This window comes from Desulfuromonadaceae bacterium (assembly GCA_019429445.1).
Lineage (GTDB): Bacteria > Desulfobacterota > Desulfuromonadia > Desulfuromonadales > JAHYIW01 > JAHYIW01.
In genome coordinates, this window is sequence record JAHYIW010000005.1 from 97,848 (window position 1) to 120,746 (window position 22,899).

The following is a 22,899-nucleotide window of genomic DNA, read 5'->3' on the forward strand; positions in this document are numbered from 1 at the left end:
CGATGGCCCAACAAGAACTTGAAAATGCCTTGTGCCACGAAGGGGAAGATCAGGCGCGCGCCATCTGGCAACGCATTGAGATGGAGGCCTCACAACTGCGCGATGCCACCCGCCAAAGCGTTGAGCAACAACGGCAGACGGCCGTTGTGCGCTGGCAACGCGAGGCTAACATGGTGCATGAAAAAGCTCTTTCCGTTGCCCGCAGGGAGTCCCAGAACTGTCGACTTCACGCCGAGGATGCCGTGGCGCGACGCATGAAAACACTGGCCCTGGAACTGCTCTCTGAACTGGCAGGGGCTGAGGGTTCCGCCCTTTTCGAAGCGCTGGCAGCCGAGCTTCCCGACCACCCCTGGCAGCAGGTCAGGGTTCATCCTCGTGATCAGGAACAGGCACGCAAAATATTCCCAGCTGCTGAAATCATGGCCGACGAAAAGATCAGCGGTGGGCTGGAAGTCGTCAGTGCCGACGATAGAATTCATATCTGCAACACACTGGGAAAACGCCTTGAACATCTTTGGCCGCAGCTTCTTGCTGAGCTGATGCATGAGCTGCGGCAGATCGCCGGTGACGATGAACCTCTTGATTGACAGCACAACCGCAGGCTACCCCAGCGACTATCTTTTTGCGCGGATTCGTTACCGGCGAGCAACCCTTGACAGCAGCGGACCGGGGGGGCGCGGCGGGCCGCGACAAACCATGCTGGGCGAATATATCTGGGTGTATCAACAACTCAATCATCGTCTGCGTCAGCAGCTGTTACCGTTTTTTGAATATGTCGAGCTGCGCACCCTGGTGATTATCCTGCGTTATCTGGCTGCCAACGACCCGGCGGCGGTCGAAACGCAGCTGCGCCTGAGCCTGCTCGGTCCGCAACTGAAAAAAATCGTGCGCAACGCCGCGCACGTCGCGACGGCGATCAGCACACTTGAGCGTCAGCTGGCTGATAGCTATCCATATTTTTCCGGATTATCGACAACCTGGCTGCGCCAGGGACCGGGCGGACTGGAGCAGGCTTTGCTCGGTGGTTGCCTCCAGCATGCGGTCACCCGCAATTGCTGCCATTCGCTCCGCGAAATGCTTGTCTACCTGCTTGATATGCGCAATCTGATGGCGCTCCACAAACACCTGCACTGGCAGGTGACAACGCCCCCGCCGTTTCTGAACGGTGGCACGTTGAGCGCACCAGGGTGTGAGAAAATCTGGGCGACCCGCGACCTGCACAAGGTCGGTGACTTAATGCAGCAGCAGACCGGCTTGCCGGGCGATCCTGAAACGATCGGGTGCGAAGATTTTCTGTTGCGCGGGTTAACCCGGCGCCTGCGCCACATCGGTCGCGAACCGTTGCAGATCGGACTGGTTCTCGATTATCTCTGGAGATGCTGGATGGCCGCCAGAGATCGCGGGCGGTCCCTGAGCGGTGCGACGTCACACCATGAACCACGACAAGGGGTACAATGAGCAAGGTCGTCTTTATCACTGCCGATGATGCCCGCTACGGGTTCAGCCTGGCCGGCACGCAACAATTAACAACCGCACCGGAACAGGCAGAAGAGCTCCTCTGCCGAACCATCGGCGACAGTAGCGTGGCGGTCGTGGTCATCGACGAGCGACTGGTGCAGTCGATTGAGTCCAGACGTTTCAGCGAACTCGAAAGACACTGGCGAGGGCTGTTGGTGACCTTGCCGACACCAAAAAGAGATGTCCGGGGCGAGGAAGATTATCTGCAACGGCTGATCAGGCGGGTACTGGGTTATCATGTGAGGCTGCAACTATGAAAGGTGTGGTGACAAGCATTTCCGGAGCAACCGTCACGATCAATCTGCGCGGGTTGAGACTCTACGACCGGGTTTATATCGGTCACGCCCGGCTTTCCGGGGAAGTGGTTCATCTTGAAAAAGATCACACCACCGTGCAAGTCTTCGAGGACACCCATGGTCTCAGTATCGGCGAACCTGCGGAGGGGACACAAGCACCGTTAACGGTGACTCTCGGTCCGGGTTTGCTGGGCGGCGTTTTCGATGGCCTGCAACGCCCCTTGCCGGCATTACAGCAAAAAAGTGGTGCCTTCATCAGAAACTGCGGCACTATTCCGTCTCTCGACCTGCAACGTCGCTGGCCATTTACCCCCGGCAAAGAGGTGGGCGCAGTGCTGGCTGCCGGTGACATCTTCGGCGTTGTCATCGAGGGACATATCGAACACCCGCTCTTTGCCCGTTGCGCCGGTAAAATCGAACATATTCACAGCGGGCCGATCCGCCTGAACGAACCGCTGGTCACCTTGCAGGGGGGGGAGCAGCTGTACGGTTTTCAGGACTGGTCAGTGCGTCGACCGCGCCCCGGAGGGGAAAAATGTCCCGCCGAGGTGCCGTTGATCACCGGCCAGCGCTGCATCGATTTTCTCTTTCCGATGGTTAAAGGTGCGGTAGCTATTATTCCTGGCGGATTCGGCACCGGCAAGACCGTGCTTGAGCAGTCGATTGCCAAATTCACCGATATCGACGTGGTCGTCTATGTCGGTTGCGGCGAGCGAGGGAACGAAATGGCCGGTTTATTGAGTGAGTTTGATGAACTGCGCGACGCAGCCGGGCAGCCGCTACTGGAACGAACCATTATCATCGCCAACACCTCCAACATGCCGGTCGCCGCGCGGGAATCATCAATCTTCACTGCGGTGACGATGGCGGAATATTATCGTGACATGGGGTACGATGTCCTCTTTCTTGCCGACAGTTTGTCGCGCTGGGCCGAGGCTTTGCGTGAAATCTCCGCCGCACTGGAGGAGATCCCCGGCGAAGACGGTTACCCGACCTACCTCAGCTCGCGGCTGGCCGGATTTATCGAGCGCTCCGGGGTTGTCAAAACCGCTACCGGAAAACTCGGTTCGCTGAGCATGATCCTTGCGGTCTCCCCCCCCGGTGCCGATTTTTCCGAGCCGGTCACCCAGGCGTGCCTGCGCGCCGCCGGAGCTTTTTACCAGCTTGACACGTCACTCGCTCACAGTCGCCATTTTCCGGCGATCAACTGGAACCACAGTTATTCGTTGTTCAGTAAAGAATGCACCGCATATTTCAGCCGCGAGATTGACGCGCAGTGGCCAACGTTACAACACCGCTGCCGCGATATTCTGCAACAGGAAAGTGCCCTGCGCGAAGTGGTTGAGGTCGTCGGCATGGAAGGGTTGCAGGACCGGGATCAGTTGCTGATGTCCGCCGCCGAGCGCATCCGGCGCGACTTCCTCTGTCAGAACAGTTTCACCGCAGATGCATTTTCGTCGCCACAGCAAACAGCACAACGCATTGCCGCGATTATTGCCGACTACGATCAGGCTGTAAAACGGCTCGAACAGGGTGATCTGCTGACAGATATCCTTCAGGGAGAGAATAATGCGCCTGGCTGAGCACTGTTATCGTTCGATTGACGCCATTCGTGGGCCACTGGTTTTTGTCGAACGGGTTTTTGAAGCGCGAATCGGCGAAACCGTCACCCTGGTGGCTCCCAACGGTCAACGGCTGGAGGGAGAAGTATTGAAGATCGATACCAAACAGGTGCTGATTCAGGTCTTCGGTGAAACTTCCGGTCTTGATCTTGAAAAGACCAGCGTCACTTTCCATGACACCGTCAAACGCGCGCCACTCTCCCGCCACTGTCTCGGACGAATATTCAACGGATCGTTCGAGCCCCTCGATGGTGCGCCGATGTATATCCCGGAGCGTTGGGAGGCGGTTTCCGGTGCACCGATCAATCCGGTGGCGCGCGCTTATCCACGCGAGATGATTGAGACCGGGATTACGGCTATCGACGGCCTCAACAGCCTGATCAAAGGACAGAAACTGCCGATCTTCTCCTCTGCCGGACTCCCCGCCCAGCAACTGGTAGCGCAGATTCTCTCCCAGGCACGACTGCCGGGGACCGGCGAGTTTGTGGTGGTTTTTGTCGCCCTGGGGCTGCATTTCAACGAATTCAATTTTTTTCGCAACACCCTGGAACAGATGCCGAACCGGTTTGTCGCCTTCTTCAATCTGGCCGGGGAACCAGTCGTCGAGCGGCTGCTGGCACCGCGTTTGGGGCTGACCGTTGCCGAAGATCTGGCGTTTCATCATCAGATGGATGTGCTGGTCATTATCAGTGACATGACCAACTACTGCGATGCGCTGCGAGAAATCTCAACCTCACGTGAAGAGTTGCCGGGACGGCGCGGTTATCCCGGCTACATGTATTCCGACCTGGCGTCACTCTACGAGCGCGCCGGGCGGTTGCGTGACCGGCCAGGCTCAGTCACCATGCTCCCGGTCCTGACCATGCCCGAGGATGATATCACCCACCCGATCCCCGATCTGACCGGGTACATTACCGAAGGGCAGATCGTCCTGTCGCGCGAGATGCATCAAAAAGGGATATTCCCCCCGATCGACGTCCTCCCCTGCCTCTCACGGCTGATGCAACACGGCATTGGTGCCAACCAGACCCGCGCCGATCACCGCGACATCGCCAACCAGCTGTACCAGAATTACGCCAAGGGGCGGGAACTGCGCAAACTGGCTACCGTCGTCGGTACGGACGGACTGCTTGAAGAAGACCGGAAATTTCTGCACATGGCCGACGAGTTCGAGCGACGTTTTGTTCATCAGGGGGAAGAACGCCGCGACATCTTGCAAACCCTTGATCTGGGACTTGAGTTACTCAACGAATACAAACGGGGAACGCTATGATTCAGGCCACTCGCACGAATTTGTTGCTGCTCAAAGAACGTCGTCATGCGGTGATCAACTGCACCACAATCCTCAAGGGACGGCGTCAGGCACTGATCAAAAAATTTCTGGAGATCGGTCGTCCCCTGATCACCTCGCGTGAGGAAACCCGACAGCATTACGGGCAGGGAATCGACGCACTGCAAACCTCGATCGGGCTGGAGGGGCAGGACTATATTGCTTCGCTGGCACTGATCAGTCAACGCCATCTGGGGGTCACGGTAACGCAGACGAACATCCTCGGGCTGCATTATTACGATCTGCAGGAGGTCGAAAGCGTGCGCCGGACTTTAGTTGAGCGTGGCTATGATTACCCGTCAACCACCCCCCGTCTTGATGAAACGCTGCATCTATTTGAAACAATTATCGAGGAAATGCTGGCCATGGCGCGTTATGAAGGGATGTTCCGGCGGATCGGCGACGAGTTGCTGCGGGTAACACGGCGGATCAGGGTGCTGGAAGAACGCGTCCAACCGGCATTAAAAAGTGAGATCAAAGATATTACCCACTATCTGGCTGAGCGTGAACGGGAGACCTATTACCGGATGAAACTGTTCAAAAAGCGGGCGACCGGCGGACGGCAACACTGATCCCGCCCTGTCGATAATCTGCTGATTTTCACAATTTTCCTGTTTTCATTCCCCGCCGTGCAGTTGCCGCTGATCAGTTCAACCCCCGAAAACTTCATGACCATACCAACAAGTCGCCAAACTTGGCGACTTGTTGTTTTTTTCAGCTTTTATTCGACAAATATAGAGATATAGATGATTTTATACATATTACAACTCGCAATATTTGACGAAATAAGCTATTATTTAGCCAACAAGTCGTCAAAGGAGGCGATAAATCTCATGAACACTACTGCGAGCGACAAGACCGTATTGGAAGAAATCGGGCACAGGCTGAGCCGTCTTCGCATCGAACGTGGACGCACACAAGCCAGCCTGGCCAGGGAAGCAGGGGTCTCAAAGCGGACCGTCGAACGCATCGAAGCCGGAGAATCAACGCAGAGCTCGACGCTGGTTCGCGTTATGCGGGCGCTTGATATCCTCGACGCCCTCTATGCCGCCATCCCGAGTTCCGGCCCGCGTCCCATGAATCTGCTGAAACTGCACGGCAAAGAGCGTCAACGCGCATCATCAAAAACGCAAAAAAACCCTGTTGACGACAATTGGCAATGGGGGGATGAAGGATGAGCGCCATCGCTCAGGTTAATCTGTGGGGCCGCACCATCGGTGCCGTTGCTCTCGATGAAGGGACAGGGATTGCTTCCTTCGAATATGATGAAGCATTTATCCGCAGCGGTATCGAAATTTCGCCATTGCGCATGCCTCTTGATCGTCGTGTTTATACCTTCCCTAACTTGTCGAGAGGAACTTTCCACGGACTGCCCGGCCTGCTTGCGGACTCGCTGCCGGACCGGTTCGGCAATGCCCTGATCGACGCATGGCTGGCGACGGAAGGCCGACCCCCGGAAAGCTTCGATGCGGTTGAGCGCTTGTGCTATACCGGGACACGCGGCATGGGGGCCCTGGAATACGCGCCGGGACTCGGCCCGAAAGCGCGCAAAACGACCCGGATTGATATTGACGCATTGGTCGAGCTTGTCTCCGAGATCCTGACACATCGCAACAATTTGCAGGCGTCATTCGGTGACGACCAAAGCAAGGAAAACGCTTTACGGAATATTCTGCGGGTCGGAACCTCGGCCGGCGGGGCACGTGCCAAAGCCGTCATTGCCTGGAATCCGGCAACCAACGAGGTGCGCTCTGGCCAGCTGCGGGCAGACCCGGGTTTCGAACATTGGTTGCTCAAGTTCGACGGCGTGTCCGGCAACAAGGACAAGGAAATGGACGACCCGAAGGGGTATGGTGCCATTGAGTATGCGTATTACAAGATGGCAACGGACGCCCGCATCACCATGAACCCATGCCAACTGCTTGAAGAAAATGGTCGGCGGAATTTCATGACCCGCCGCTTTGATCGCAACAGCGACGGAGGCAAAATTCACATGCAGTCACTCGGCGCGATGGCCCATTTCGATTACAACCTGCCGGGGGCCTACTCTTACGAGCAGGCGCTGCTGGTTATTCGGCAATTAGGGCTGCCCATGGACGACATCGAAGAGATGTTCAGAAGGATGGCGTTTAACATCATCGCCCGCAACCAGGACGATCATGTCAAAAACATTGCCTTCCTGATGGATAAAACCGGAAAATGGTCACTTGCTCCGGCCTTTGATATGACCTACAGTTTTCAGCCGACCGGCAAGTGGACATCAACCCACCAGATGACGCTGAACGGAAAGTGCGACGGGTTTACTCTCGCCGACTTCAGGGCCTGTGCCGAATCGGCTTCCATGAAACGCGGTCGCGCCGAAACAATCCTTGAGCAGGTGCGGGGCGCTGTTGCTCGTTGGATGGATTATGCGGAGGACGCCAGAGTTGACTCTAAGTGGAGGGATAAAATTGCGGGCACCCTGCGTATTGAAGGATTCTGATTGTTTGGGAAACCCTTCATTTCGGGGCTCGGGAAATTAAGTAAACTGTCCCCGGAACTCAACTAAACTTCAGATAGAAACTTATACGCACCTATAATGATTTTATGATATAACCTACTATACCTTTATAGAAGTGAGGTCGTCATGGATAAGATCAGAAACCCCTTCTCCCCCGGAGCGGGTTCTCCACCACCTGAACTAGCTGGCCGTAATACCATCCTGGAGCAGGCGGAAGTTCTATTGGGCCGGGTACGGGCAAGACGGCCAGAAAAGAGCCTGTTGCTCACCGGCCTGCGCGGAGTCGGGAAGACAGTGCTGCTCAATGAAATCGAGCGAAGGGCGAGTCACGCCGGGTATCGCACCATTCTGGTTGAGGCACACGAGGGAAAGTCGCTGGCGGTTTTACTGGCTCCCCATTTGCGGCGTCTTCTGTTCGAACTCGACCGGATTGCTGGCGCCGGTGATAAGGTTCGCCGGGGTCTCGCCGTACTCAAAAATTTTGCCGGTGCAATCAAGATTTCAGTAGGAGAGTTCGACATCGGTCTGGATATTGAGCCGGAATTGGGCGCGGCTGACAGCGGTGATCTTGAGGTGGATCTCCCCAGCCTCTTCACGAGTGTGGCAGAGGCAGCGCAAGAGCGTGGTGTCGCTGTGGCCCTGCTGATCGATGAAATTCAATATTTCAAATCTATAGAACTGAGCGCCCTGATCATGGCCATGCACAAGATGCAGCAAAATCAGCTCCCGCTGGTGCTGATCGGCGCAGGTCTGCCGATACTGCCTGGTCTGGCCGGGGAGTCAAAATCGTACGCCGAGCGATTGTTCAGTTTCCCGGAGGTTGGTCCACTGCCGGAACCGGATGCGAATCAGGCGCTTCAAGATCCAGTACGTGCCGCTCACGAAGAATTTGCCCCCGAGGCTCTGGCGGAAATATTCAGGTTGACTCAAGGTTACCCCTACTTCCTGCAAGAGTGGGGCTATCAGGTCTGGAACCATGCACTGGCCTCCCCCATTTCCTTACAGATTGTGCAGGAGGCCAGTGCCTTGGTTTCAAGGCGACTGGACGAAAACTTTTTCAGGGTGCGATTCGACCGGTTGACCCCGCGCGAAAAAATGTTTCTGCGAGCAATGGCCGAACTTGGTGGTGGCGCTTGTCGTACCAGTGACGTTGCCGACCAGTTGCATATAAAGATAAGCACCATGGGACCGTTGCGTGCCGGCCTGATTAAAAAAGGAATGATCTATAGCCCATCATACGGAGATGTGGCTTTCACTGTTCCTTTGTTTGACGAGTTCATGAGGCGCGCAATCCCCACGTTTGAGCCCTGACATCGAGGTGGGCTGGGGGGTTGAATAGGTATGGTGGCTCTGTATTTTCCGTTTTCCATCGAGCGATGAGGTGGAAGGATAAGTAATAGGGGAAGTGTCCCTATTTCTCAAAGGCTTCTTCGACAACGTCAACCAGGAATGGCTGATGAAATTTGTGGAGCACCGGATAGGTGTGCCTATTCCGAGCCAATTCCGCCACTGATTCCGACGCAAATCGTCCACCCGTTCCGATTATCATCCCGGACAATCTGAAGTCAGGTGTCACCAAACCCGATCGCTACGAGCCGGATGTTAATCCTACCTGCAACGATCTGGCCACATTGAAGGATTCTGATTGTCTGGGAACCCCTACATTTCGGGGCTCGGTGAATTAAGTAAACTGTCCCCGGAACTCACACTTGAAAATGACAAGTTTACCAGCTTAACAACGTCCCTCTATTGTTTTGATAACCCCTACGACTCCATCGACTTAAATCAAAATCTTTCGCGGCTGAAAGCCGCTCCCACAGGGGCTGGGCAGCAATGATGATATTTTTTGTGGGAGCGACATCCTGTCGCGAAGCCTTTGGTGGAAGGTAGAGTGCACGCGGAGGGTCCCGTCTCAACCTCTGATAGAGTCTTCATTATTTTGACAAGAATTGTGACCCTCCTGTCCATTTATAATGTACCCCCTGCCCCCTCTCGACCTGCTCTTGATTTGAAGTGGGAATGTCACTTGAAAATGGCAAGTTTACCAGCTTAACAACGTTATTGTTTTTTGATCCTGAGCAATTAAGTTTTCGTTTGATCAATGGGAAAATATAAGTATAATCCTACAAATTATTAGCCTAAAACAATCAGGAGGCAAGAATGAAAGGATTCAGCGTATCTTTTTTTCTATTGGCAACACTGACAATTGGCCTGCTCGGAGGGTGCGCCAGCCATACCCCCTTTGCTCCGGCAAGCATCGAACAAGACAAAGCACTAGTTTATGTCTTTCGCCCCAACAGTCCTTTTGCCAGAGGCGAAATGATTAGCATTAACGTCAACGGCATCAAACAGGACTTGCTGGTTAACAATGCCTACTTACCGATTCAGGTAACTCCTGGCTCAACGGAAATTAAGGCCGCATTCAATAAGAAATTGCTCGGCAAGGGAGACAGTCTGACGCTGACAACTGTTAGTGGAAAAACTTACTATGTGAAAGTGCAACCAGCTATGGCCTGGACAATGACGTTAACTGAACTAGACGCTAAACAAGGCCCGGTGGAAATCAGTTCGAAGGTACTATACCAACAATAATATATCTTCTGCGTTAGCAAAAGGGCCTGAGAAGACGTCAGGCCCTTTTGCTACGTCCGACGGCTCAAGACCTCTCTCCCCCAAGCACGTGCCGTGGACAGTATACGCAACCATCGCATTTCAAATAAACTAATCCCCCCGAAGTTCCATCGAAGGTACGGCACGGCCTCATCAATGGAAGTAGAAACGCGCTCCAGTCGCGCCATTAACGTCGAGGTCGGTGTCCGGCGCAATGTCGAGCACCGGTGCGATTGCAACAAACAATTTCACCGGCACCTGATCGAACACGAAGGTGACGCCCCCCGGTACCCGGACGCCGAGCAGGTCGTCATCGTTGTTGCGGCCGCTGTCGTTATGATCTTCTGTCAGCTTGATACGCCCCCGACCCCAAAATAGGCGTTGAATTTTCCGCGCCAGCGCTCCGGAGTTTTAATCATCTCGGGGTTGTGGCGCAGAGAGTCGGCATGAAACTGAAAAGAATTGTTGGCCGAAAACGACCACGCGGCGGCGAAGTCGATTGCCTGCCGCGTGTCGAGCCAGTATTTCCCGCTGATGCCGGTCGGTTCGCCGACGATCACGCCGAGTACCCTGTAACCCATAATCTTTCACATCTTGCTTGTTCTTTGTCGCGTCAGCTACGTTCCGATTTCAGCTGTTTAGCTACGGCTAGGCAACAGAAATCGCGCCTTGCTGACACGTCAAAGCCCTGCGCAATCCCTCGAAATCCTATGGGTTACAGGGTACCAGGCCGAACGGTCGGTCGGCTTGTCCCACGGCCGCGTCGGCGGTTGCCGTCATCAGTGTCAGAACGATTATGATAAGTGCGTATCGCATAAATACTCCTTTTCGTGTCGTTCCCGGAGGGGTTCCCCCGATGTCTTCATTATCGCCATGTTGTAAAACGCGGCAGCAGGTTAATGTCCTGCGATCATCAAGGGCTTCCATTGCCGCGTGATCAATCCCCCTGAAGGTCGTTCAGCGCTTTTTCCCGCGATTCGTCGAGCGCTTGATAGGCCTTCGAAAATCCTTCCTTGATATGATCCCAGCTGTCCGCGGAACTCGATTGGAAATCCTTGGACCAGGCGGCCAGTTCGTCACGCTGTTGCCGCATTGCGGCAAGGCTTTGGCGGGTCTCTTTGCGCGCGACCGCGCTCATGGTGTCCCAACGGGCGGAAAGCTGTGCTTCAAGCTCTTCAATCTGGCGGTCGAGTTGTCGCAAGGTGATTGCGATTTCGCGAACAGCCTGTTCTTTTTGTTCGACGGTATACGTTTTGATCGTCCGCAGAAGATTACGCGTCTCTTTGTGGATCTTCTCAATTGAGGTTTGCTTCTCCGCCGCGGCGGTCAGGTTCGGTATGCCCAGAGTGAAACAGATGCCGAGCAGGGGGAGAAGAAGCCATCTTCGAGTCGCCATGATTGTCCTCCGATGTTATCGCTTGCATGGATTAATGCTGCCTTTGTTCGCGATTATAGCACGATTGTGCATTGCGGTTGTTACCTGCTCGAAATGAATCAAAAACCAGACCGTGTTATCTGGCCGGGCGCGAACGGGAGCCCTGTTGTCGGAAGAAGCTGTTCAAAAACCGCACGGTACGCAAACGCAAGGGGGGGGAATTGCTTGCTCAGAAGGGATAGTGATAGTTATCAGAAAAGTATGCATCCAGATAAGTTCTGATCGTACGCAGATCGTTCTGGGCGGAGGTGTTGAAGGCTTTCATGCGATAGGCGGAAAACTGGGGGATAGCGATCGCTGCAAGGATCCCGATAATCGCAACGACGATAAGCAACTCGATCAGCGTAAAACCCTTTTGCCCCGATCTTTTTTCAGCATTCAATCTGGTCATGGCATAATCCCCGTATCATCAAGCACAGCTGCAAAGATATGAATCCGGCCTTCAGTGTAACCTTCTGGTAGGTCTAACATATTCTTTACTTCAATACCACCAGCATTTATCCCCCCGCAACGCACCCTGCCCCTTGAAATCGCAAGAGTGTGAATTATATTGATCCCCGGACACTTATCAGCAGCTCTCCTTGAGGAAATGTTCAAACCCTGCTATAAACCTGTCGCTGACATTAATCTGCTAACCGCGAGGAATTATCATGTCCACTCAAGAAATTATCTGCCACCTCAAAAACTACATCTCAACGCAGATTATCGGTCAGGACAAGTTGATTGAGCGTTTATTGATCGCCCTGCTGGCCGATGGTCATCTACTGGTTGAAGGCGCTCCGGGGCTGGCCAAGACGCGGGCGATAAAAGTGCTGTGCGACGGGCTGGACGGGGATTTTCATCGTATCCAGTTCACCCCCGACCTGCTTCCTGCCGATCTCACCGGCACCGAGATCTTCCGCCCGCAGACTGGCGATTTCACATTTCAGCACGGCCCGCTCTTTCATAACCTGATCCTCGCTGACGAGATCAATCGCGCTCCGGCGAAGGTGCAATCGGCGCTCCTCGAAGCGATGGCCGAACGCCAGATTACAGTCGGCAAGCAGACTTATCCGCTGCCGCAACTTTTTCTCGTTATGGCGACGCAGAACTCGATTGAGCACGAAGGCACCTACCCCCTCCCCGAGGCCCAGCTCGACCGTTTTCTGATGCAGGTGCGCATTGATTATCCGGACATCAGCGCTGAACGTGAGATTCTGCACCTGGCACGGCGCGAAGCACATGCGGATTTTTTCGCCAGGCATGAGCGGCCAAAGAAAGTTCCTGCCGCGACACTCTTTGCCGCACGTGACGAAGTCCTTGATATTTTTATGGCCGAGCCGCTGGAAGAGTACATTGTGCAGTTGGTGATGGCGACGCGCAATCCGCAGCTCTACGGCGACGATCTTGCCACGTTGTTGCAGTATGGTGCCAGTCCCCGGGCGACGATTGCTCTGGATCGCTGTTCGCGCGCGCGCGCCTGGCTGGCGGGGCGCGATTATGTGTCGCCGGAAGATGTTCAGGAGATTGCCCATGACGTTTTGCGCCACCGCATCATGGTCACCTACGCGGCAGAAGCCGATGGCTGGGATATCGAGCGATTGATCAGCGAACTGCTGACGCGGGTGCCGGTGCCGTGATGCGCCCCTTCGGCATGCGCCGCCCTGGCGGCGACCGTGCATCCCTGACCGACCCAACCAGAGTCACCGTCAGCCAGTTGATCGCCCTGCGGGCGGCGGGAGAAGGACTGCCGCTGCGCAGCGGGCCAATTCGCGCACGGCAGAGCGGCCAGTATCTCTCCGCCTTCAAAGGGCGGGGGATGGAGTTCGACGAAGTACGCCCTTATCAGCCGGGGGACGATGTGCGCACCATCGACTGGCGCGTTACCGCCCGCAGCGGCCATCCCCACACCAAACTGTTTCGTGAGGAATGTGAATGCCCGGTTCTCTTCTGGCTTGATCTGAGCAACTCGATGTTCTTCGCCACCCGCCGTGCCTACAAGGCGGTGCTGGCCGCCGAAACCACCGCCCTGCTCGCCTGGCACGCGCTCCACAGTGGCGACCGCCTTGGCGGAGTGATCTTCACCCCCGCAGCAAGCCGCATCCTGCGTCCGGCGCGTGGCAAGGTAGCCGTCACCGGGCTGATCGGCGAAATCTGTCGGCACCCGGCCTGGGCTGGTACGGCAAAAGTACCGGCAAACGGTACGGTGCGTGACCACTTTGCGCCGTTAACCCGCCTGGTCAAACCGGGGGGCCGCCTCTTTATCCTCAGTGATTTTCGCACCCTCAGCGAAGATGATCTCCAGTTGCTGCGTCGGCTGGCAGTACATTCGGAACTGATCCTGGCACACATTTTCGACCCGATCGAACAGGAACTGCCACCACCGGGGCACTATCTGCTGCGTGATCGTGACTCGGTCTTCTGTCTCGACAGCACCCGTTCCGCCACCCGCGCGGCCTTTCGCGCGCGCTTTGACGAGCGCCAGCACACCCTTGAACATTTTTGCCGCAGTCACGATGCACTCTATCTGCCACTCTCCACCGCCGTTGCACCGGCGGAGTCACTGCACCGACTGCTGCGCCGGGGGCAGCGATGATCGCCGCTGGACCCGCCGCCGAACTGCCGCTGCGCGATATTCACCTTCCCGCGCCCTCTGCTCTTCCCTGGTGGCCCCCCGCCCCTGGCTGGTGGCTGCTCGGTGCGCTGCTGATTGTCATTGCCGGGCTCATTTACCTGTTTCGGCAAATGCGCCGCCAACGCCGCTGGCGAACCGCTGCACTGGCGGAACTGACCCGGATCGAAAACACTTTTTCCCGTACTCGGAACCGCGAGCAATTACTGCGCGAGCTCTCCACCTTGCTGCGCCGGGTGGCGATCAGCCGTTTCCCGCGCACCGATTGCGCTGCCCTGACCGGCGCAAACTGGCTGCGTTTTCTCGACCAGGCGACCGAGCTTGACGGTTTCTCCGCGGGAGCGGGACAGGTTCTGGCGACCGGGCCCTACCGACCGGCGAACGGCGCTGATTGCGAAGCCGCTGACCTGTTGGCATTGTGTCGCGACTGGTTGTGCAAACTGCCGGCCAGAAAGGTTTGCAGATGATCGAATTTTTCTGGCCCTACGTTTTCCTTGTTTTACCGTTGCCGGTGCTGTTACGCTTCTTTTTTGGACGACCGCACGGCGGGGCTGAGGCGGCGCTGCGCATCCCGCATGCCCCGGAGTTCACCCCGTTCGCGACCGGCAACACCAGCCTGCCCCCACGCTGGCGACGGCTGGTTGCGCTGTTCGCCTGGTTCCTGCTGGTCGGCGCTGCCGCCAACCCGCACTGGATCGGCGCGCCGATCGAACTGCCGCTCAAGGGACGCGATCTGCTGCTGGCGGCCGACCTGTCAGGGAGTATGGCCACCGAGGATTTTCAGTATCGCGATACCATGATCGATCGACTGACAGCGACCAAACTGGTTGCCGGAGAGTTTATCGAGCGCCGCGTCGGTGACCGCATCGGGCTCATCCTCTTCGGACGTCAAGCCTATCTGCAAACCCCGCTGACCTTCGACCGCACAACAGTGCGCACCCTGCTGGATGAGTCCGCGGTCGGACTGGCCGGGAAGGAAACCGCCATCGGTGACGCCATCGGGTTGGCAGTTAAACGTTTCCAGGGGCAAAACGTGCGCGATAAAATCCTCATTCTCCTTACTGACGGCGTCAATACCGCAGGGGAGATCGCACCGCTCAAGGCCGCAGAACTGGCCGCCGCTGAAGGGTTGAAAATATATACCGTCGGCATCGGCGCGGATGAGATGATCGTGCGCTCATTCTTCGGCAACCGCCGCGTTAACCCTTCTGCCGATCTCGACGAAGCCACCCTGACCGCGATTGCCGAGCAAACCGGGGGACGTTACTTTCGTGCCCGCGACACCGCTCAGCTCGAAGAGATCTACCGCATTATCGATCGCCTCGAACCGGTGGCACAGGATGCGCGCGTCTACCGCCCCCTGACCGCCCTCTTTGTCTACCCGCTCACCACCGCGCTGGCTGCCTCGCTGCTTGTGGCACGCTTCCCCCGGAGGCGCGGATGACCCCCTTGCTGAACGAGTTTTTAAGCAACTTTCATTTTTTGCGCCCCCTCTGGTTGCTGGCCCTGCCGCCGTTGCTGTCCCTCTATTTTTTCCGTCGCCCCGGCGCAGGGAACAGCGCCTGGCTGAAGGTCTGCGATCCGTCATTGATCCCCTACCTGCTCAGCGCAGGACGCCCGACAGAGCGCTGGTCCGGGCGTTTCATCCCGCTGGCAATCGTCCTGCTTGTTGTCGCGCTGGCCGGGCCGGTCTTTCGCGAACGACCGCGTCCGGTCTTTCACTCCACTACGGCTCTCGTTATCCTCCTCGATCTGTCACGCTCGATGGACGCCGCCGATGTTGCGCCAAGTCGCCTGACCCGCGCCAAACTCAAAATCATCGATATTTGTCGCCAGCGTCGCGAAGGGCAAACCGCCCTGGTCGTCTTTGCGGCGGAACCGTTTGTGGTTACCCCCCTCACCGACGACACGAGGACAATTATTGCCCAACTCACGGCCCTCGATAGTGCCCTGATGCCGACCCAGGGGACACGCACCGACCGGGCCGTGACCAAGGCGCTGGAACTTTTTCGCCAGGCGGGCCAGCCGCGCGGCGAGCTACTGCTGATCAGCGACGCGGTGACGCTGAACGACCCCCTCGATCTCCCGCCGTCCTTGCGCCTGCATGTTCTGGCGGTCGGCACCGCAAGCGGTGCTCCGATCCCCCTTCCAGGCGGTGGATTTTTCAAGGACGCGCAGGGCGATATCGTCCTCAGTCGTCTTGACACCGACGCATTGAAAAAGCTGGCGGACGATCATGGCGGTCGTTACGCCACGTTAACTGCCGACGATCATGATATTGATTACTTGCTGAAAACATCCGGGCATCGTGCGGCCGCCAACGAACAGAAAGATCCCTCGGCGCAGCACCTGACCGCCGCTACCTGGATCGAAGACGGCGCCTGGTTGTTGCTGCCCCTTTTGCCGCTGGGCGGATGGTTGCTGCGCGGCTATCTGTGGCTACTGCCACTGTGCCTGCCACTGTTAACCGGCAGTTTCTGCCTGCTGACCGCGACCCCGGCCCACGCCTTGAGCTGGAATGAAGTGTGGCATAACCGCGAGCAGCGCGCGACGCAGCAATTTGAAGCCGAAGACTATAAAGCTGCCGCTGAAAATTTCAGCGATCCGCGCTGGCAGGCGGCCGCACGCTACCGCGCTGAAAATTTCGTCGCAGCCGCAAAAGTGCTGGAAAACCTGACCGGGGCTGATGATCATTACAACCGGGGGAACGCCCTGGCCCGGGCCGGACAAATCGATGCAGCCATGGCCGCCTACGAAGAAGCGTTGCGCCGCGACCCCGAGCACGCCGATGCACGACATAATCTACACCTGTTGCAGCGCCAAAAAGAACAACAAAAAGGCGAACAACAGCAGCAACAGAAGCAACAGGATCAGGGGGATCAAGGGGATCAAGAGGATCCGTCACAGGATCAAGCGGGGAAAGGACAACAGCAGGGCGGCCAGGATCAGCACAGCGAGAATAATGGGCAACAGAACGCTGACCAGAGCACCCAGTCATCCCCGGACAGTAAACACAAGCGTGCCGAGCAGAACCGTTCCGACAAAGACGAAGCACAGGAAACGCAGGAAACGCCAGCGGAGGAGCAACAACCTGACACGACAAAAGAATCCGCCGACGCCACCGTTAACAACGCCGGGCAACCCGCCCCACCGGTGGAAGAAAGTCCCCTTGAAGCCGAGCAACGACAGATGATGGAGCAGTGGTTGCGCCGCATCCCCGATGACCCCGGCGGCCTGTTGCGGCGCAAATTTCTATATCAATATCAACAACGCGAAACCCGACCGGAGAAACAATCATGGTAGCGTTTTTACAGCGCCTGTTGCTGGTTTGCCTGGTGATCAACGGCAGTGCCGCACCGCTCTGGGCATTAACGATCGATGCCCGCCTCGATCGCAACCCGGTGGCCGTGAACGAATCACTGACCCTGACCTTCAGTGCCACCGAGAGCCCCGCTGCAGACCCTGATTTTTCGCCACTGCAGCGCGATTTTGAAATACTCAGCCAGAACCGCAGCAGTCAACTCAGTATCATCAATGGTGATGTGCAGAAAAAAACCGAATGGATTCTGACCCTGATGGCCAAACGTGCCGGACGGATGACGATTCCGCCGATCAGCTTCGGCAGCGACCGCAGTCGCGGGCTGACGGTCGATGTCGTTTCCGCAGCAACCAGTCAGGCGCGCGGAGCAAACCGGCAGATTGAATTGCAGGTGGAGATCGACAAACAGCAGCTGACGGTTCGCGAGCAGTTGCTGCTGACCGTGCGCCTGTTGCGTGCGGTGAATCTGTCCGCCGCGACATTGACCGAACCGGAAATTCCCGAACTCGATTGTCTGGTGCAGAAACTCGGTGATGATCGTGACTACGAAAAACTCATCGACGGCGTGCGTTACGTTGTCACCGAACGCCGCTACGCCCTTTTCCCTCAGCAGAGCGGCACTTTGCGCATCGCGCCGCTGACCTTTGAGGGGCGCATCGTCGAGCGCAGCGTCAACCGTTTCGATCCCTTCGGCGCGGCGGCTCCGGTTGTCCGCCAGCAGTCCAGAGAGCAACAGGTCACCGTCGTTCCCGCAGCGCTAACCAATGGAACAGACTGGCTGCCAGCGCAGGCGGTCGAATTACAGGAAGAGTGGTCGACCGATCCACTCAAACTGAAAATTGGCGAACCGGTCACCCGCACCATCATCCTGCGTGCCGTCGGCCAGAGTTCCGCGCAACTCCCGTCATTGCCCCCCCCGGATGTCACCAACCTCAAGATTTACCCCGATCAACCGGCCCTGACCGATACCGTCAGTCCCCAGGGAATGGTCGCTCTGCGCACCGAAAAATATGCTCTGGTGCCGACCCGCAGCGGTCGCCTGCGGTTACCGCCAATGGAAGTTGTGTGGTGGGACACAACAACCGGACAACAGCGTAGCGCACACTTGCCCGGTCGTGATCTGCTCGTCGCCGCCCCCGTCGCCGCCCCCGTCGCTACGGCTGAAAAGCCGCCCGTGTCACCGGCCACCGCCATCCCGGCTGCTGGTTCGAGCAACGAAACCTTTGACGGGATCGAAGATCGTTTTATTCCCTGGCCCTGGTGGTCGCTGTTATGTGCAGGGCTGGCTGCCGGATTGATTATTGTGCTGGTGCTGCTCTTCCGTCGCCGGAATCCTGAAAAAGAATTACCCGTCGAAGCCCCCCGGAAAAACTTGCAGAGCGAGGAAAAACTGTTCAAACAACTTCTCAGTGTCGCTGCCAACAACGACCCACTCCGGGTCAGAGATGCGCTGATCGCCTGGGGTCGGGCTCATTTCGAGCTCGCCGCGCTCGCCAGTCTCGGGCGTATTGCAGACACCTGCCCTGCCCCGCTGAAGGACAGGATCCGCGAATTGCAGGAGCATATTTATGGCCATAACAGCATCAACTGGCGGAGTGAGGAGCTGATGAAGGCTTTATCACAGTATAATTCAGAGCCAAAGCCGTCACGTAAAAAGCTTGAGCCCAACGGGATTGCAGAGCTTTACCCGAAATAAATTGCCGCAATTGACATTACGGCTCAACTCCGGCAACCTGCGTCAATGGATCTATTCCTGAATCATCACGGGCTCCTTGCCCTCTTTCTATTGGGTTTTCTTGCCGCGACCCTGATCCCGCTCGGGTCTGAATGGTTGTTGGTGTCACTGCTGCTGCGCGACTCCGACCCGCTGGTAACCGTCGTGGTCGCAACCGCCGGCAATTCCCTCGGAGCGTTGACCACCTGGGTGATCGGTTGGTACGGTGGGCCGTGGCTGATTACGCGGGTATTGCGGATCGATGATTGCTCGCGGGACCGCGCCTCACGATTTTATCAACGCTACGGCTGCTGGTCCCTGTTGTTGTCCTGGTTGCCGGTGATTGGTGATCCGCTTTGTCTGGTGGGCGGTTTGTTGCGGGTCAAGTTTTGGCAGTTTGCCGTGCTGGTGACGACTGGAAAGCTGACCAGATATGTGCTGGTCGCGATATTGACGCTGGCGACACACAGGCTGATGTGAGAATGGCATAAGGGTGCGTGAGGATAAAAAATAGAGATACCCGGAACTCCTCCATGAACTGCCGGATACCCGCAGGCGGGTTTCGGTGCCGCCGGTCAAAACCCCGGATACCCGCAAGGGGCATCCCTACTAAACTAATTCGCCTCCGGTTGGTCGTTCATCGTAGGGGCACCCCTCGTGGGTGCCCTGGGTTGCGGGTCGAAAGAATCATTGGGGGTCGATTGACTTTTGCAGTTGAAGATTGAGGCATAAACCGGCGAGGCTCGTATTTTTGGCGGCGCGAATCAACAAGTAACCAGATTAGCACTGATCTTCCGCTAAGTTTGGCTGAAACTCTCTATCGTGGAGCAAGATGCAGATTTTCACCCCCGCTTAGATTAAGAGGGGGCTGGGGGGAGTTAGAATTCGTTGGGTGTTCTGAACCCATGGCAGTTCCTGCCAGACGTAGCCCCTCCTGACCTCCCCTTAGCCCAAGGGGAGGAGCAAGGCGTAGATTCTGGCCCAATGAAGCGGAAAGTGCCTCCAGCGGAAGATTAATATTAATCTGGAAAATAACGAATACAAATGATTGCGCTCTGAACAGGAAATGATATTATGACCTCAATTAGAAATCATTTGACATCTTTGTGAGGTCGTTATGCTTGAATCCCTTTTCGGTTCGATTAACAAAGAACGGGTCCTTTTTTTCATCTATGCGCGCAGTCAGGGGCATGCGCGTGACATGGCGCGATTCTTCGCCTGTAGTTTGACTCCTCTCCAGCGTCAGCTTGAAATTCTGGAGCGCGGCGGCATTCTTGTCAGTTCGCTGGTTGGGAGAACCCGACTGTACTCTTTTAATCCCCGCTATCCTCTCCTTGCAGAAGTGACTGACTTGGTCGAAAAGGCCCTGACTTTCTATCCGGAAGATGAGCGACTGCGGTTGCAGATGGAACGACAGCGTCCACGTAGAGCTGCAAAACCATTATGATGACCATTCGCGAAATGAACATAGGCGAGTTGGCAGCCTTTGTCTGCTCCCATCTTGATCGTTACGGTATTCGGGTCGCTGGCGAATTGATCGGGAAGATTCATTTCTGCTGCAGGAGCGGCTTTCATCTGTGGGAGCGGCTTTCAGCCGCGAAGTTTTTGCCTGACATTGTCAGGTATTCGCGGCTGGAAGCCGCTCCCACAGGTGTTCCGAGAACTCACGGAACTTATACAAGTTGGACATTTTCACTTATGGTCTTCTCGTTACAGATAGAGAATGCACCTTGCAATTTCGACTTCAGGAAGTTATATTTCAGTATAACTTAAAGGAGATGTGAACTATGCACACGACAAACCTTCGTAAAGTAGGCGGTTCGATCATGCTGGCCGTACCACCGGCCATCCTCGATATTCTGCATTTGCACGCTGGCGCAACGGTTGGTCTGGCCGTCGATCACGGCCGCCTGGTGGTGGAGCCAACATTACGTCCGAGATACAGCCTGGACGAACTGTTGGCTCAATGTGACGCATCTGCCGAGGTCAGTGCAGAAGATCGCGATTGGCTCGAAAACAAGCCTGTCGGCAGTGAGCTACTGTAATGGAGCGCGGCGATATTTACCTTGTGTCACTTGACCCGACTTCAGGCCATGAACAGCAGGGGACACGACCCGTTTTGGTTGTGTCTCCGTCGTCCTTCAACCGCCTGACAAAAACGCCAGTCGTACTGCCAATTACCAGCGGGGGCAACTTTACACGTACGGCTGGCTTTGCAGTATCGCTGATTGGGGCAGGAACGAAAACAACGGGTGCAATCAGATGTGACCAGCCTCGTGCCCTCGACTTAGCTTCGCGCAGTGCCCATAAGCTGGAGGGTGTGCCGGAGGCAATCATGAATGAAGTTCTGGCGAGGGTGTCCACAATTTTCGAGTGACCGATTGGGGATAGAATCTATAAGACAAGGACGCTGCTTGTTATTTTGCTATTGCTGCGCCTTGCCATCATTTTGGCTTTCAAGTACTTCTCGCCCCAGCGATCTTCATCCTGGGGCCCGGCAATGGGTAGAAAGATAGATGTCCCCGGAACTATCATATTTACCCAAAATTGCCTCATGCCCGCCCATTTTACCGTCGTAAGACTCGTTGGCCGCAAAGAAAAATTTATCAACAAAATATTCATCCAGTTCAAGCAGCGCATGCATTGAGAGACTCCAGTTGACTGCAATCAATTTCAACAGGCGTGAAATTAGTGGCGACAGAAGCTGGGTTTCAATCGTCACCTACAGGAGTCACAGAGGGCTCAATTGAACGCAATATTCAGACAGCACCCAATCTTGGAGGTGGCGTTAGCGATCCAGGAACTGCCACTTTGGCAAGCCAAGCTCCTGGCGCAGCTTAACCACCGCCAGTTCTTTTGCCTTAGCTTCAACGTCGATGGTGACATCGAGCCCGCTCCACTCATCAGGAAAATCAGTCAAATCGATAAAATCGGCATGCGGCCCCGATTTCCCCTCCCAACCGTCCCGGGGAGAGGAGATGTGGAAATAAGCTTCGCGTCCGACATGCTGCCACGTTTTCAAACAGGCTTGTGTTGCCTCGGCGATCGATAAACCGTCGGAGTTGCAACGATGATGGTGAACATCATAAACCAGAGGGATCGCGAGTTCTGCGCAGACCGGCAACAGATCTTTGACTGTATAGCTTTTATCGTCATTTTCCAGGCTCAGGCGACTGCGGATCGGTTCGGACAGCGCAGAGACCTGCTCGACCAGCCGCGCGAGGGCGCTCACTTTATCGCCGTAAACCCCGCCGCCATGAATATTGATCGTATCGGCCCCGATCAAAGCTGCCAGCATTGCCTGATACTCAAGATCCTTGAGAGCCGCGGCCGTCACCGCCGGCCGGGGGCTGGAGAGGAGTGTAAACTGATCCGGGTGGAGACTGAGCCGGAGCCGGTACCTCTCTTTGAGTTCTTTGACCGCACCCAAGGATTCGACGATCGCCTCACCCTGCGGCAGCTCTTCAAGCCGATAGCCGACGTCAGGATGAGTGTAGAGCGGCAGCAAGGGTGACGAAACCCGGAATGCACCGATACCGAGGCGGTGCACCTCTTCAACTGCCGCGAGCAGAGAGCGGGCGTTGGCGAGGCAAATGTCACTGAGTCGATCGAGACGCAAAGAGGGGGCAAGTTTTTTAACAAACGTCGCCGTTGTGCTCCTGAAATGAATGGGAGACTTTTTGAACAGGCAGCAAAGGCCGAGACGTAACATAAAAAAATACTCCTGTCCGGTTGTTGTGCCGGTCGGTCGGCGACACTCACCAATCAAAAAGGTCTGGTGGGAGTTCCGGGGACGAGTTCCGGGAGTTCCGGAAACAGTATACCTAACTCAATGATCTTTCTTCTTGGGGCCCGGCTTCTGAGGGCGAACCGTCCGTCTCAACTGCTCCTCCACCGTGTCCAGAAAGGACCCTGAGCCTAAAGGTCGTCCGGTGCGCTCATGA

The 22,899-nt window shown here is 56.2% G+C and carries 26 protein-coding genes; 21 read left to right on the forward strand and 5 right to left on the reverse strand.

Annotated features, from left to right (window positions below; all coding sequences use genetic code 11):
• Window positions 1-2 precede the first annotated feature (2 nt).
• The 11 genes from K0A93_03005 to K0A93_03055 all read left to right on the forward strand — a co-directional run bounded on the left by K0A93_03005 (window position 3) and on the right by K0A93_03055 (window position 10,254).
• Window positions 3-587 (forward strand): V-type proton ATPase subunit E, encoded by a 585-nt coding sequence (locus K0A93_03005; protein ID MBW6511074.1) that lies wholly within the window; start codon window positions 3-5, stop codon window positions 585-587.
• Window positions 544-1,458, forward strand: coding sequence for a hypothetical protein (locus tag K0A93_03010; protein MBW6511075.1), 915 nt, complete (start codon window positions 544-546; stop codon window positions 1,456-1,458). The genes K0A93_03005 and K0A93_03010 overlap by 44 nt, the downstream gene beginning before the upstream one ends.
• A complete protein-coding gene (locus tag K0A93_03015) occupies window positions 1,455-1,775 on the forward strand; it encodes an ATPase (protein ID MBW6511076.1) in 321 nt (106 codons plus the stop codon). Before K0A93_03010 ends, K0A93_03015 begins: the two co-directional genes overlap by 4 nt.
• Entirely contained in the window at window positions 1,772-3,397 is a 1,626-nt protein-coding gene (locus K0A93_03020) for a V-type ATP synthase subunit A (GenBank protein MBW6511077.1), read from the forward strand. Before K0A93_03015 ends, K0A93_03020 begins: the two co-directional genes overlap by 4 nt.
• A complete protein-coding gene (locus K0A93_03025; protein MBW6511078.1) occupies window positions 3,384-4,709 on the forward strand; it encodes a V-type ATP synthase subunit B in 1,326 nt (441 codons plus the stop codon). The genes K0A93_03020 and K0A93_03025 overlap by 14 nt, the downstream gene beginning before the upstream one ends.
• The gene (locus K0A93_03030; protein ID MBW6511079.1) at window positions 4,706-5,338 is read left to right on the forward strand and encodes a V-type ATP synthase subunit D; all 633 of its coding nucleotides are present in this window, start codon (window positions 4,706-4,708) and stop codon (window positions 5,336-5,338) included. The genes K0A93_03025 and K0A93_03030 overlap by 4 nt, the downstream gene beginning before the upstream one ends.
• Before the next feature lie 261 nt (window positions 5,339-5,599).
• Window positions 5,600-5,944, forward strand: a complete 345-nt coding sequence (locus K0A93_03035; protein ID MBW6511080.1) for a helix-turn-helix domain-containing protein — start codon at window positions 5,600-5,602, stop codon at window positions 5,942-5,944.
• Window positions 5,941-7,248 carry a type II toxin-antitoxin system HipA family toxin gene (locus K0A93_03040; protein MBW6511081.1) on the forward strand — a complete coding sequence of 436 codons (1,308 nt, stop codon included), beginning with the start codon at window positions 5,941-5,943 and terminating at the stop codon, window positions 7,246-7,248. The genes K0A93_03035 and K0A93_03040 overlap by 4 nt, the downstream gene beginning before the upstream one ends.
• Window positions 7,249-7,392: 144 nt before the next feature.
• Window positions 7,393-8,577, forward strand: coding sequence for an ATP-binding protein (locus K0A93_03045; GenBank protein ID MBW6511082.1), 1,185 nt, complete (start codon window positions 7,393-7,395; stop codon window positions 8,575-8,577).
• Window positions 8,578-9,426: 849 nt separating this feature from the next.
• Window positions 9,427-9,858, forward strand: a complete 432-nt coding sequence (locus K0A93_03050) for a DUF2846 domain-containing protein (GenBank protein ID MBW6511083.1) — start codon at window positions 9,427-9,429, stop codon at window positions 9,856-9,858.
• A 174-nt stretch (window positions 9,859-10,032) separates the two neighbouring features.
• Window positions 10,033-10,254 carry a hypothetical protein gene (locus K0A93_03055; GenBank protein MBW6511084.1) on the forward strand — a complete coding sequence of 74 codons (222 nt, stop codon included), beginning with the start codon at window positions 10,033-10,035 and terminating at the stop codon, window positions 10,252-10,254.
• Here the strand turns inward: K0A93_03055 and K0A93_03060 are convergent.
• The 3 genes from K0A93_03060 to K0A93_03070 form a co-directional block, all read right to left on the reverse strand.
• A complete protein-coding gene (locus tag K0A93_03060; GenBank protein ID MBW6511085.1) occupies window positions 10,224-10,457 on the reverse strand; it encodes a hypothetical protein in 234 nt (77 codons plus the stop codon). The two genes, K0A93_03055 and K0A93_03060, sit on opposite strands and share 31 nt — an antisense overlap.
• A 356-nt stretch (window positions 10,458-10,813) precedes the next feature.
• Window positions 10,814-11,272: a hypothetical protein gene (locus K0A93_03065; GenBank protein ID MBW6511086.1), complete on the reverse strand. Its 459-nt coding sequence runs from the start codon at window positions 11,270-11,272 to the stop codon at window positions 10,814-10,816.
• A 208-nt stretch (window positions 11,273-11,480) separates the two neighbouring features.
• Window positions 11,481-11,702: a prepilin-type N-terminal cleavage/methylation domain-containing protein gene (locus K0A93_03070; GenBank protein ID MBW6511087.1), complete on the reverse strand. Its 222-nt coding sequence runs from the start codon at window positions 11,700-11,702 to the stop codon at window positions 11,481-11,483.
• A gap of 259 nt (window positions 11,703-11,961) precedes the next feature.
• Between K0A93_03070 and K0A93_03075 the strand changes: the two genes are divergently transcribed.
• The 10 genes from K0A93_03075 (at window position 11,962) to K0A93_03120 (ending at window position 21,332) form a co-directional block, all read left to right on the forward strand.
• Complete coding sequence (locus tag K0A93_03075; GenBank protein MBW6511088.1) at window positions 11,962-12,930, forward strand: MoxR family ATPase; 969 nt, start codon at window positions 11,962-11,964, stop codon at window positions 12,928-12,930.
• Entirely contained in the window at window positions 12,930-13,886 is a 957-nt protein-coding gene (locus K0A93_03080) for a DUF58 domain-containing protein (GenBank protein ID MBW6511089.1), read from the forward strand. Before K0A93_03075 ends, K0A93_03080 begins: the two co-directional genes overlap by 1 nt.
• Window positions 13,883-14,389, forward strand: a complete 507-nt coding sequence (locus K0A93_03085; GenBank protein ID MBW6511090.1) for a DUF4381 domain-containing protein — start codon at window positions 13,883-13,885, stop codon at window positions 14,387-14,389. The genes K0A93_03080 and K0A93_03085 overlap by 4 nt, the downstream gene beginning before the upstream one ends.
• Complete coding sequence (locus K0A93_03090; GenBank protein MBW6511091.1) at window positions 14,386-15,366, forward strand: VWA domain-containing protein; 981 nt, start codon at window positions 14,386-14,388, stop codon at window positions 15,364-15,366. The genes K0A93_03085 and K0A93_03090 overlap by 4 nt, the downstream gene beginning before the upstream one ends.
• Entirely contained in the window at window positions 15,363-17,225 is a 1,863-nt protein-coding gene (locus K0A93_03095; protein MBW6511092.1) for a VWA domain-containing protein, read from the forward strand. The genes K0A93_03090 and K0A93_03095 overlap by 4 nt, the downstream gene beginning before the upstream one ends.
• Window positions 17,219-18,937 (forward strand): BatD family protein, encoded by a 1,719-nt coding sequence (locus tag K0A93_03100; protein MBW6511093.1) that lies wholly within the window; start codon window positions 17,219-17,221, stop codon window positions 18,935-18,937. The genes K0A93_03095 and K0A93_03100 overlap by 7 nt, the downstream gene beginning before the upstream one ends.
• A 45-nt stretch (window positions 18,938-18,982) precedes the next feature.
• Entirely contained in the window at window positions 18,983-19,435 is a 453-nt protein-coding gene (locus tag K0A93_03105) for a DedA family protein (protein ID MBW6511094.1), read from the forward strand.
• Between the two features lie 637 nt (window positions 19,436-20,072).
• The gene (locus K0A93_03110; GenBank protein MBW6511095.1) at window positions 20,073-20,402 is read left to right on the forward strand and encodes an ArsR family transcriptional regulator; all 330 of its coding nucleotides are present in this window, start codon (window positions 20,073-20,075) and stop codon (window positions 20,400-20,402) included.
• A 340-nt stretch (window positions 20,403-20,742) separates the two neighbouring features.
• On the forward strand, window positions 20,743-21,000 hold the full coding sequence (locus K0A93_03115; GenBank protein MBW6511096.1) for an antitoxin: 258 nt from the start codon (window positions 20,743-20,745) through the stop codon (window positions 20,998-21,000).
• Window positions 21,000-21,332 (forward strand): type II toxin-antitoxin system PemK/MazF family toxin, encoded by a 333-nt coding sequence (locus K0A93_03120; protein MBW6511097.1) that lies wholly within the window; start codon window positions 21,000-21,002, stop codon window positions 21,330-21,332. The genes K0A93_03115 and K0A93_03120 overlap by 1 nt, the downstream gene beginning before the upstream one ends.
• A gap of 105 nt (window positions 21,333-21,437) precedes the next feature.
• Here K0A93_03120 and K0A93_03125 read toward each other — a convergent pair whose 3' ends face one another.
• Window positions 21,438-21,599: a hypothetical protein gene (locus tag K0A93_03125; GenBank protein ID MBW6511098.1), complete on the reverse strand. Its 162-nt coding sequence runs from the start codon at window positions 21,597-21,599 to the stop codon at window positions 21,438-21,440.
• A 144-nt stretch (window positions 21,600-21,743) separates the two neighbouring features.
• Complete coding sequence (uvsE, locus tag K0A93_03130) at window positions 21,744-22,667, reverse strand: UV DNA damage repair endonuclease UvsE (GenBank protein MBW6511099.1); 924 nt, start codon at window positions 22,665-22,667, stop codon at window positions 21,744-21,746.
• Window positions 22,668-22,899 lie beyond the last annotated feature (232 nt).

Bases quoted from the DNA above. Each gene is read 5' to 3' on its own strand.
- K0A93_03025 (MBW6511078.1), top strand. From the start codon at position 3,384: ATGCGCCTGGCTGAGCACTGTTATCGTTCGATTGACGCCATTCGTGGG.
- K0A93_03035 (MBW6511080.1), top strand. From the start codon at position 5,600: ATGAACACTACTGCGAGCGACAAGACCGTATTGGAAGAAATCGGGCAC.
- uvsE (MBW6511099.1), bottom strand. From the start codon at position 22,667: ATGTTACGTCTCGGCCTTTGCTGCCTGTTCAAAAAGTCTCCCATTCAT.
- K0A93_03085 (MBW6511090.1), top strand. From the start codon at position 13,883: ATGATCGCCGCTGGACCCGCCGCCGAACTGCCGCTGCGCGATATTCAC.
- K0A93_03080 (MBW6511089.1), top strand. From the start codon at position 12,930: ATGCGCCCCTTCGGCATGCGCCGCCCTGGCGGCGACCGTGCATCCCTG.
- K0A93_03020 (MBW6511077.1), top strand. From the start codon at position 1,772: ATGAAAGGTGTGGTGACAAGCATTTCCGGAGCAACCGTCACGATCAAT.
- K0A93_03115 (MBW6511096.1), top strand. From the start codon at position 20,743: ATGCACACGACAAACCTTCGTAAAGTAGGCGGTTCGATCATGCTGGCC.
- K0A93_03030 (MBW6511079.1), top strand. From the start codon at position 4,706: ATGATTCAGGCCACTCGCACGAATTTGTTGCTGCTCAAAGAACGTCGT.
- K0A93_03050 (MBW6511083.1), top strand. From the start codon at position 9,427: ATGAAAGGATTCAGCGTATCTTTTTTTCTATTGGCAACACTGACAATT.
- K0A93_03045 (MBW6511082.1), top strand. From the start codon at position 7,393: ATGGATAAGATCAGAAACCCCTTCTCCCCCGGAGCGGGTTCTCCACCA.
- K0A93_03075 (MBW6511088.1), top strand. From the start codon at position 11,962: ATGTCCACTCAAGAAATTATCTGCCACCTCAAAAACTACATCTCAACG.
- K0A93_03005 (MBW6511074.1), top strand. From the start codon at position 3: ATGGCCCAACAAGAACTTGAAAATGCCTTGTGCCACGAAGGGGAAGAT.
- K0A93_03100 (MBW6511093.1), top strand. From the start codon at position 17,219: ATGGTAGCGTTTTTACAGCGCCTGTTGCTGGTTTGCCTGGTGATCAAC.
- K0A93_03055 (MBW6511084.1), top strand. From the start codon at position 10,033: ATGGAAGTAGAAACGCGCTCCAGTCGCGCCATTAACGTCGAGGTCGGT.
- K0A93_03015 (MBW6511076.1), top strand. From the start codon at position 1,455: ATGAGCAAGGTCGTCTTTATCACTGCCGATGATGCCCGCTACGGGTTC.
- K0A93_03010 (MBW6511075.1), top strand. From the start codon at position 544: ATGAGCTGCGGCAGATCGCCGGTGACGATGAACCTCTTGATTGACAGC.
- K0A93_03065 (MBW6511086.1), bottom strand. From the start codon at position 11,272: ATGGCGACTCGAAGATGGCTTCTTCTCCCCCTGCTCGGCATCTGTTTC.
- K0A93_03040 (MBW6511081.1), top strand. From the start codon at position 5,941: ATGAGCGCCATCGCTCAGGTTAATCTGTGGGGCCGCACCATCGGTGCC.
- K0A93_03125 (MBW6511098.1), bottom strand. From the start codon at position 21,599: ATGCATGCGCTGCTTGAACTGGATGAATATTTTGTTGATAAATTTTTC.
- K0A93_03090 (MBW6511091.1), top strand. From the start codon at position 14,386: ATGATCGAATTTTTCTGGCCCTACGTTTTCCTTGTTTTACCGTTGCCG.
- K0A93_03110 (MBW6511095.1), top strand. From the start codon at position 20,073: ATGCTTGAATCCCTTTTCGGTTCGATTAACAAAGAACGGGTCCTTTTT.
- K0A93_03120 (MBW6511097.1), top strand. From the start codon at position 21,000: ATGGAGCGCGGCGATATTTACCTTGTGTCACTTGACCCGACTTCAGGC.
- K0A93_03095 (MBW6511092.1), top strand. From the start codon at position 15,363: ATGACCCCCTTGCTGAACGAGTTTTTAAGCAACTTTCATTTTTTGCGC.
- K0A93_03105 (MBW6511094.1), top strand. From the start codon at position 18,983: ATGGATCTATTCCTGAATCATCACGGGCTCCTTGCCCTCTTTCTATTG.
- K0A93_03070 (MBW6511087.1), bottom strand. From the start codon at position 11,702: ATGACCAGATTGAATGCTGAAAAAAGATCGGGGCAAAAGGGTTTTACG.
- K0A93_03060 (MBW6511085.1), bottom strand. From the start codon at position 10,457: ATGGGTTACAGGGTACTCGGCGTGATCGTCGGCGAACCGACCGGCATC.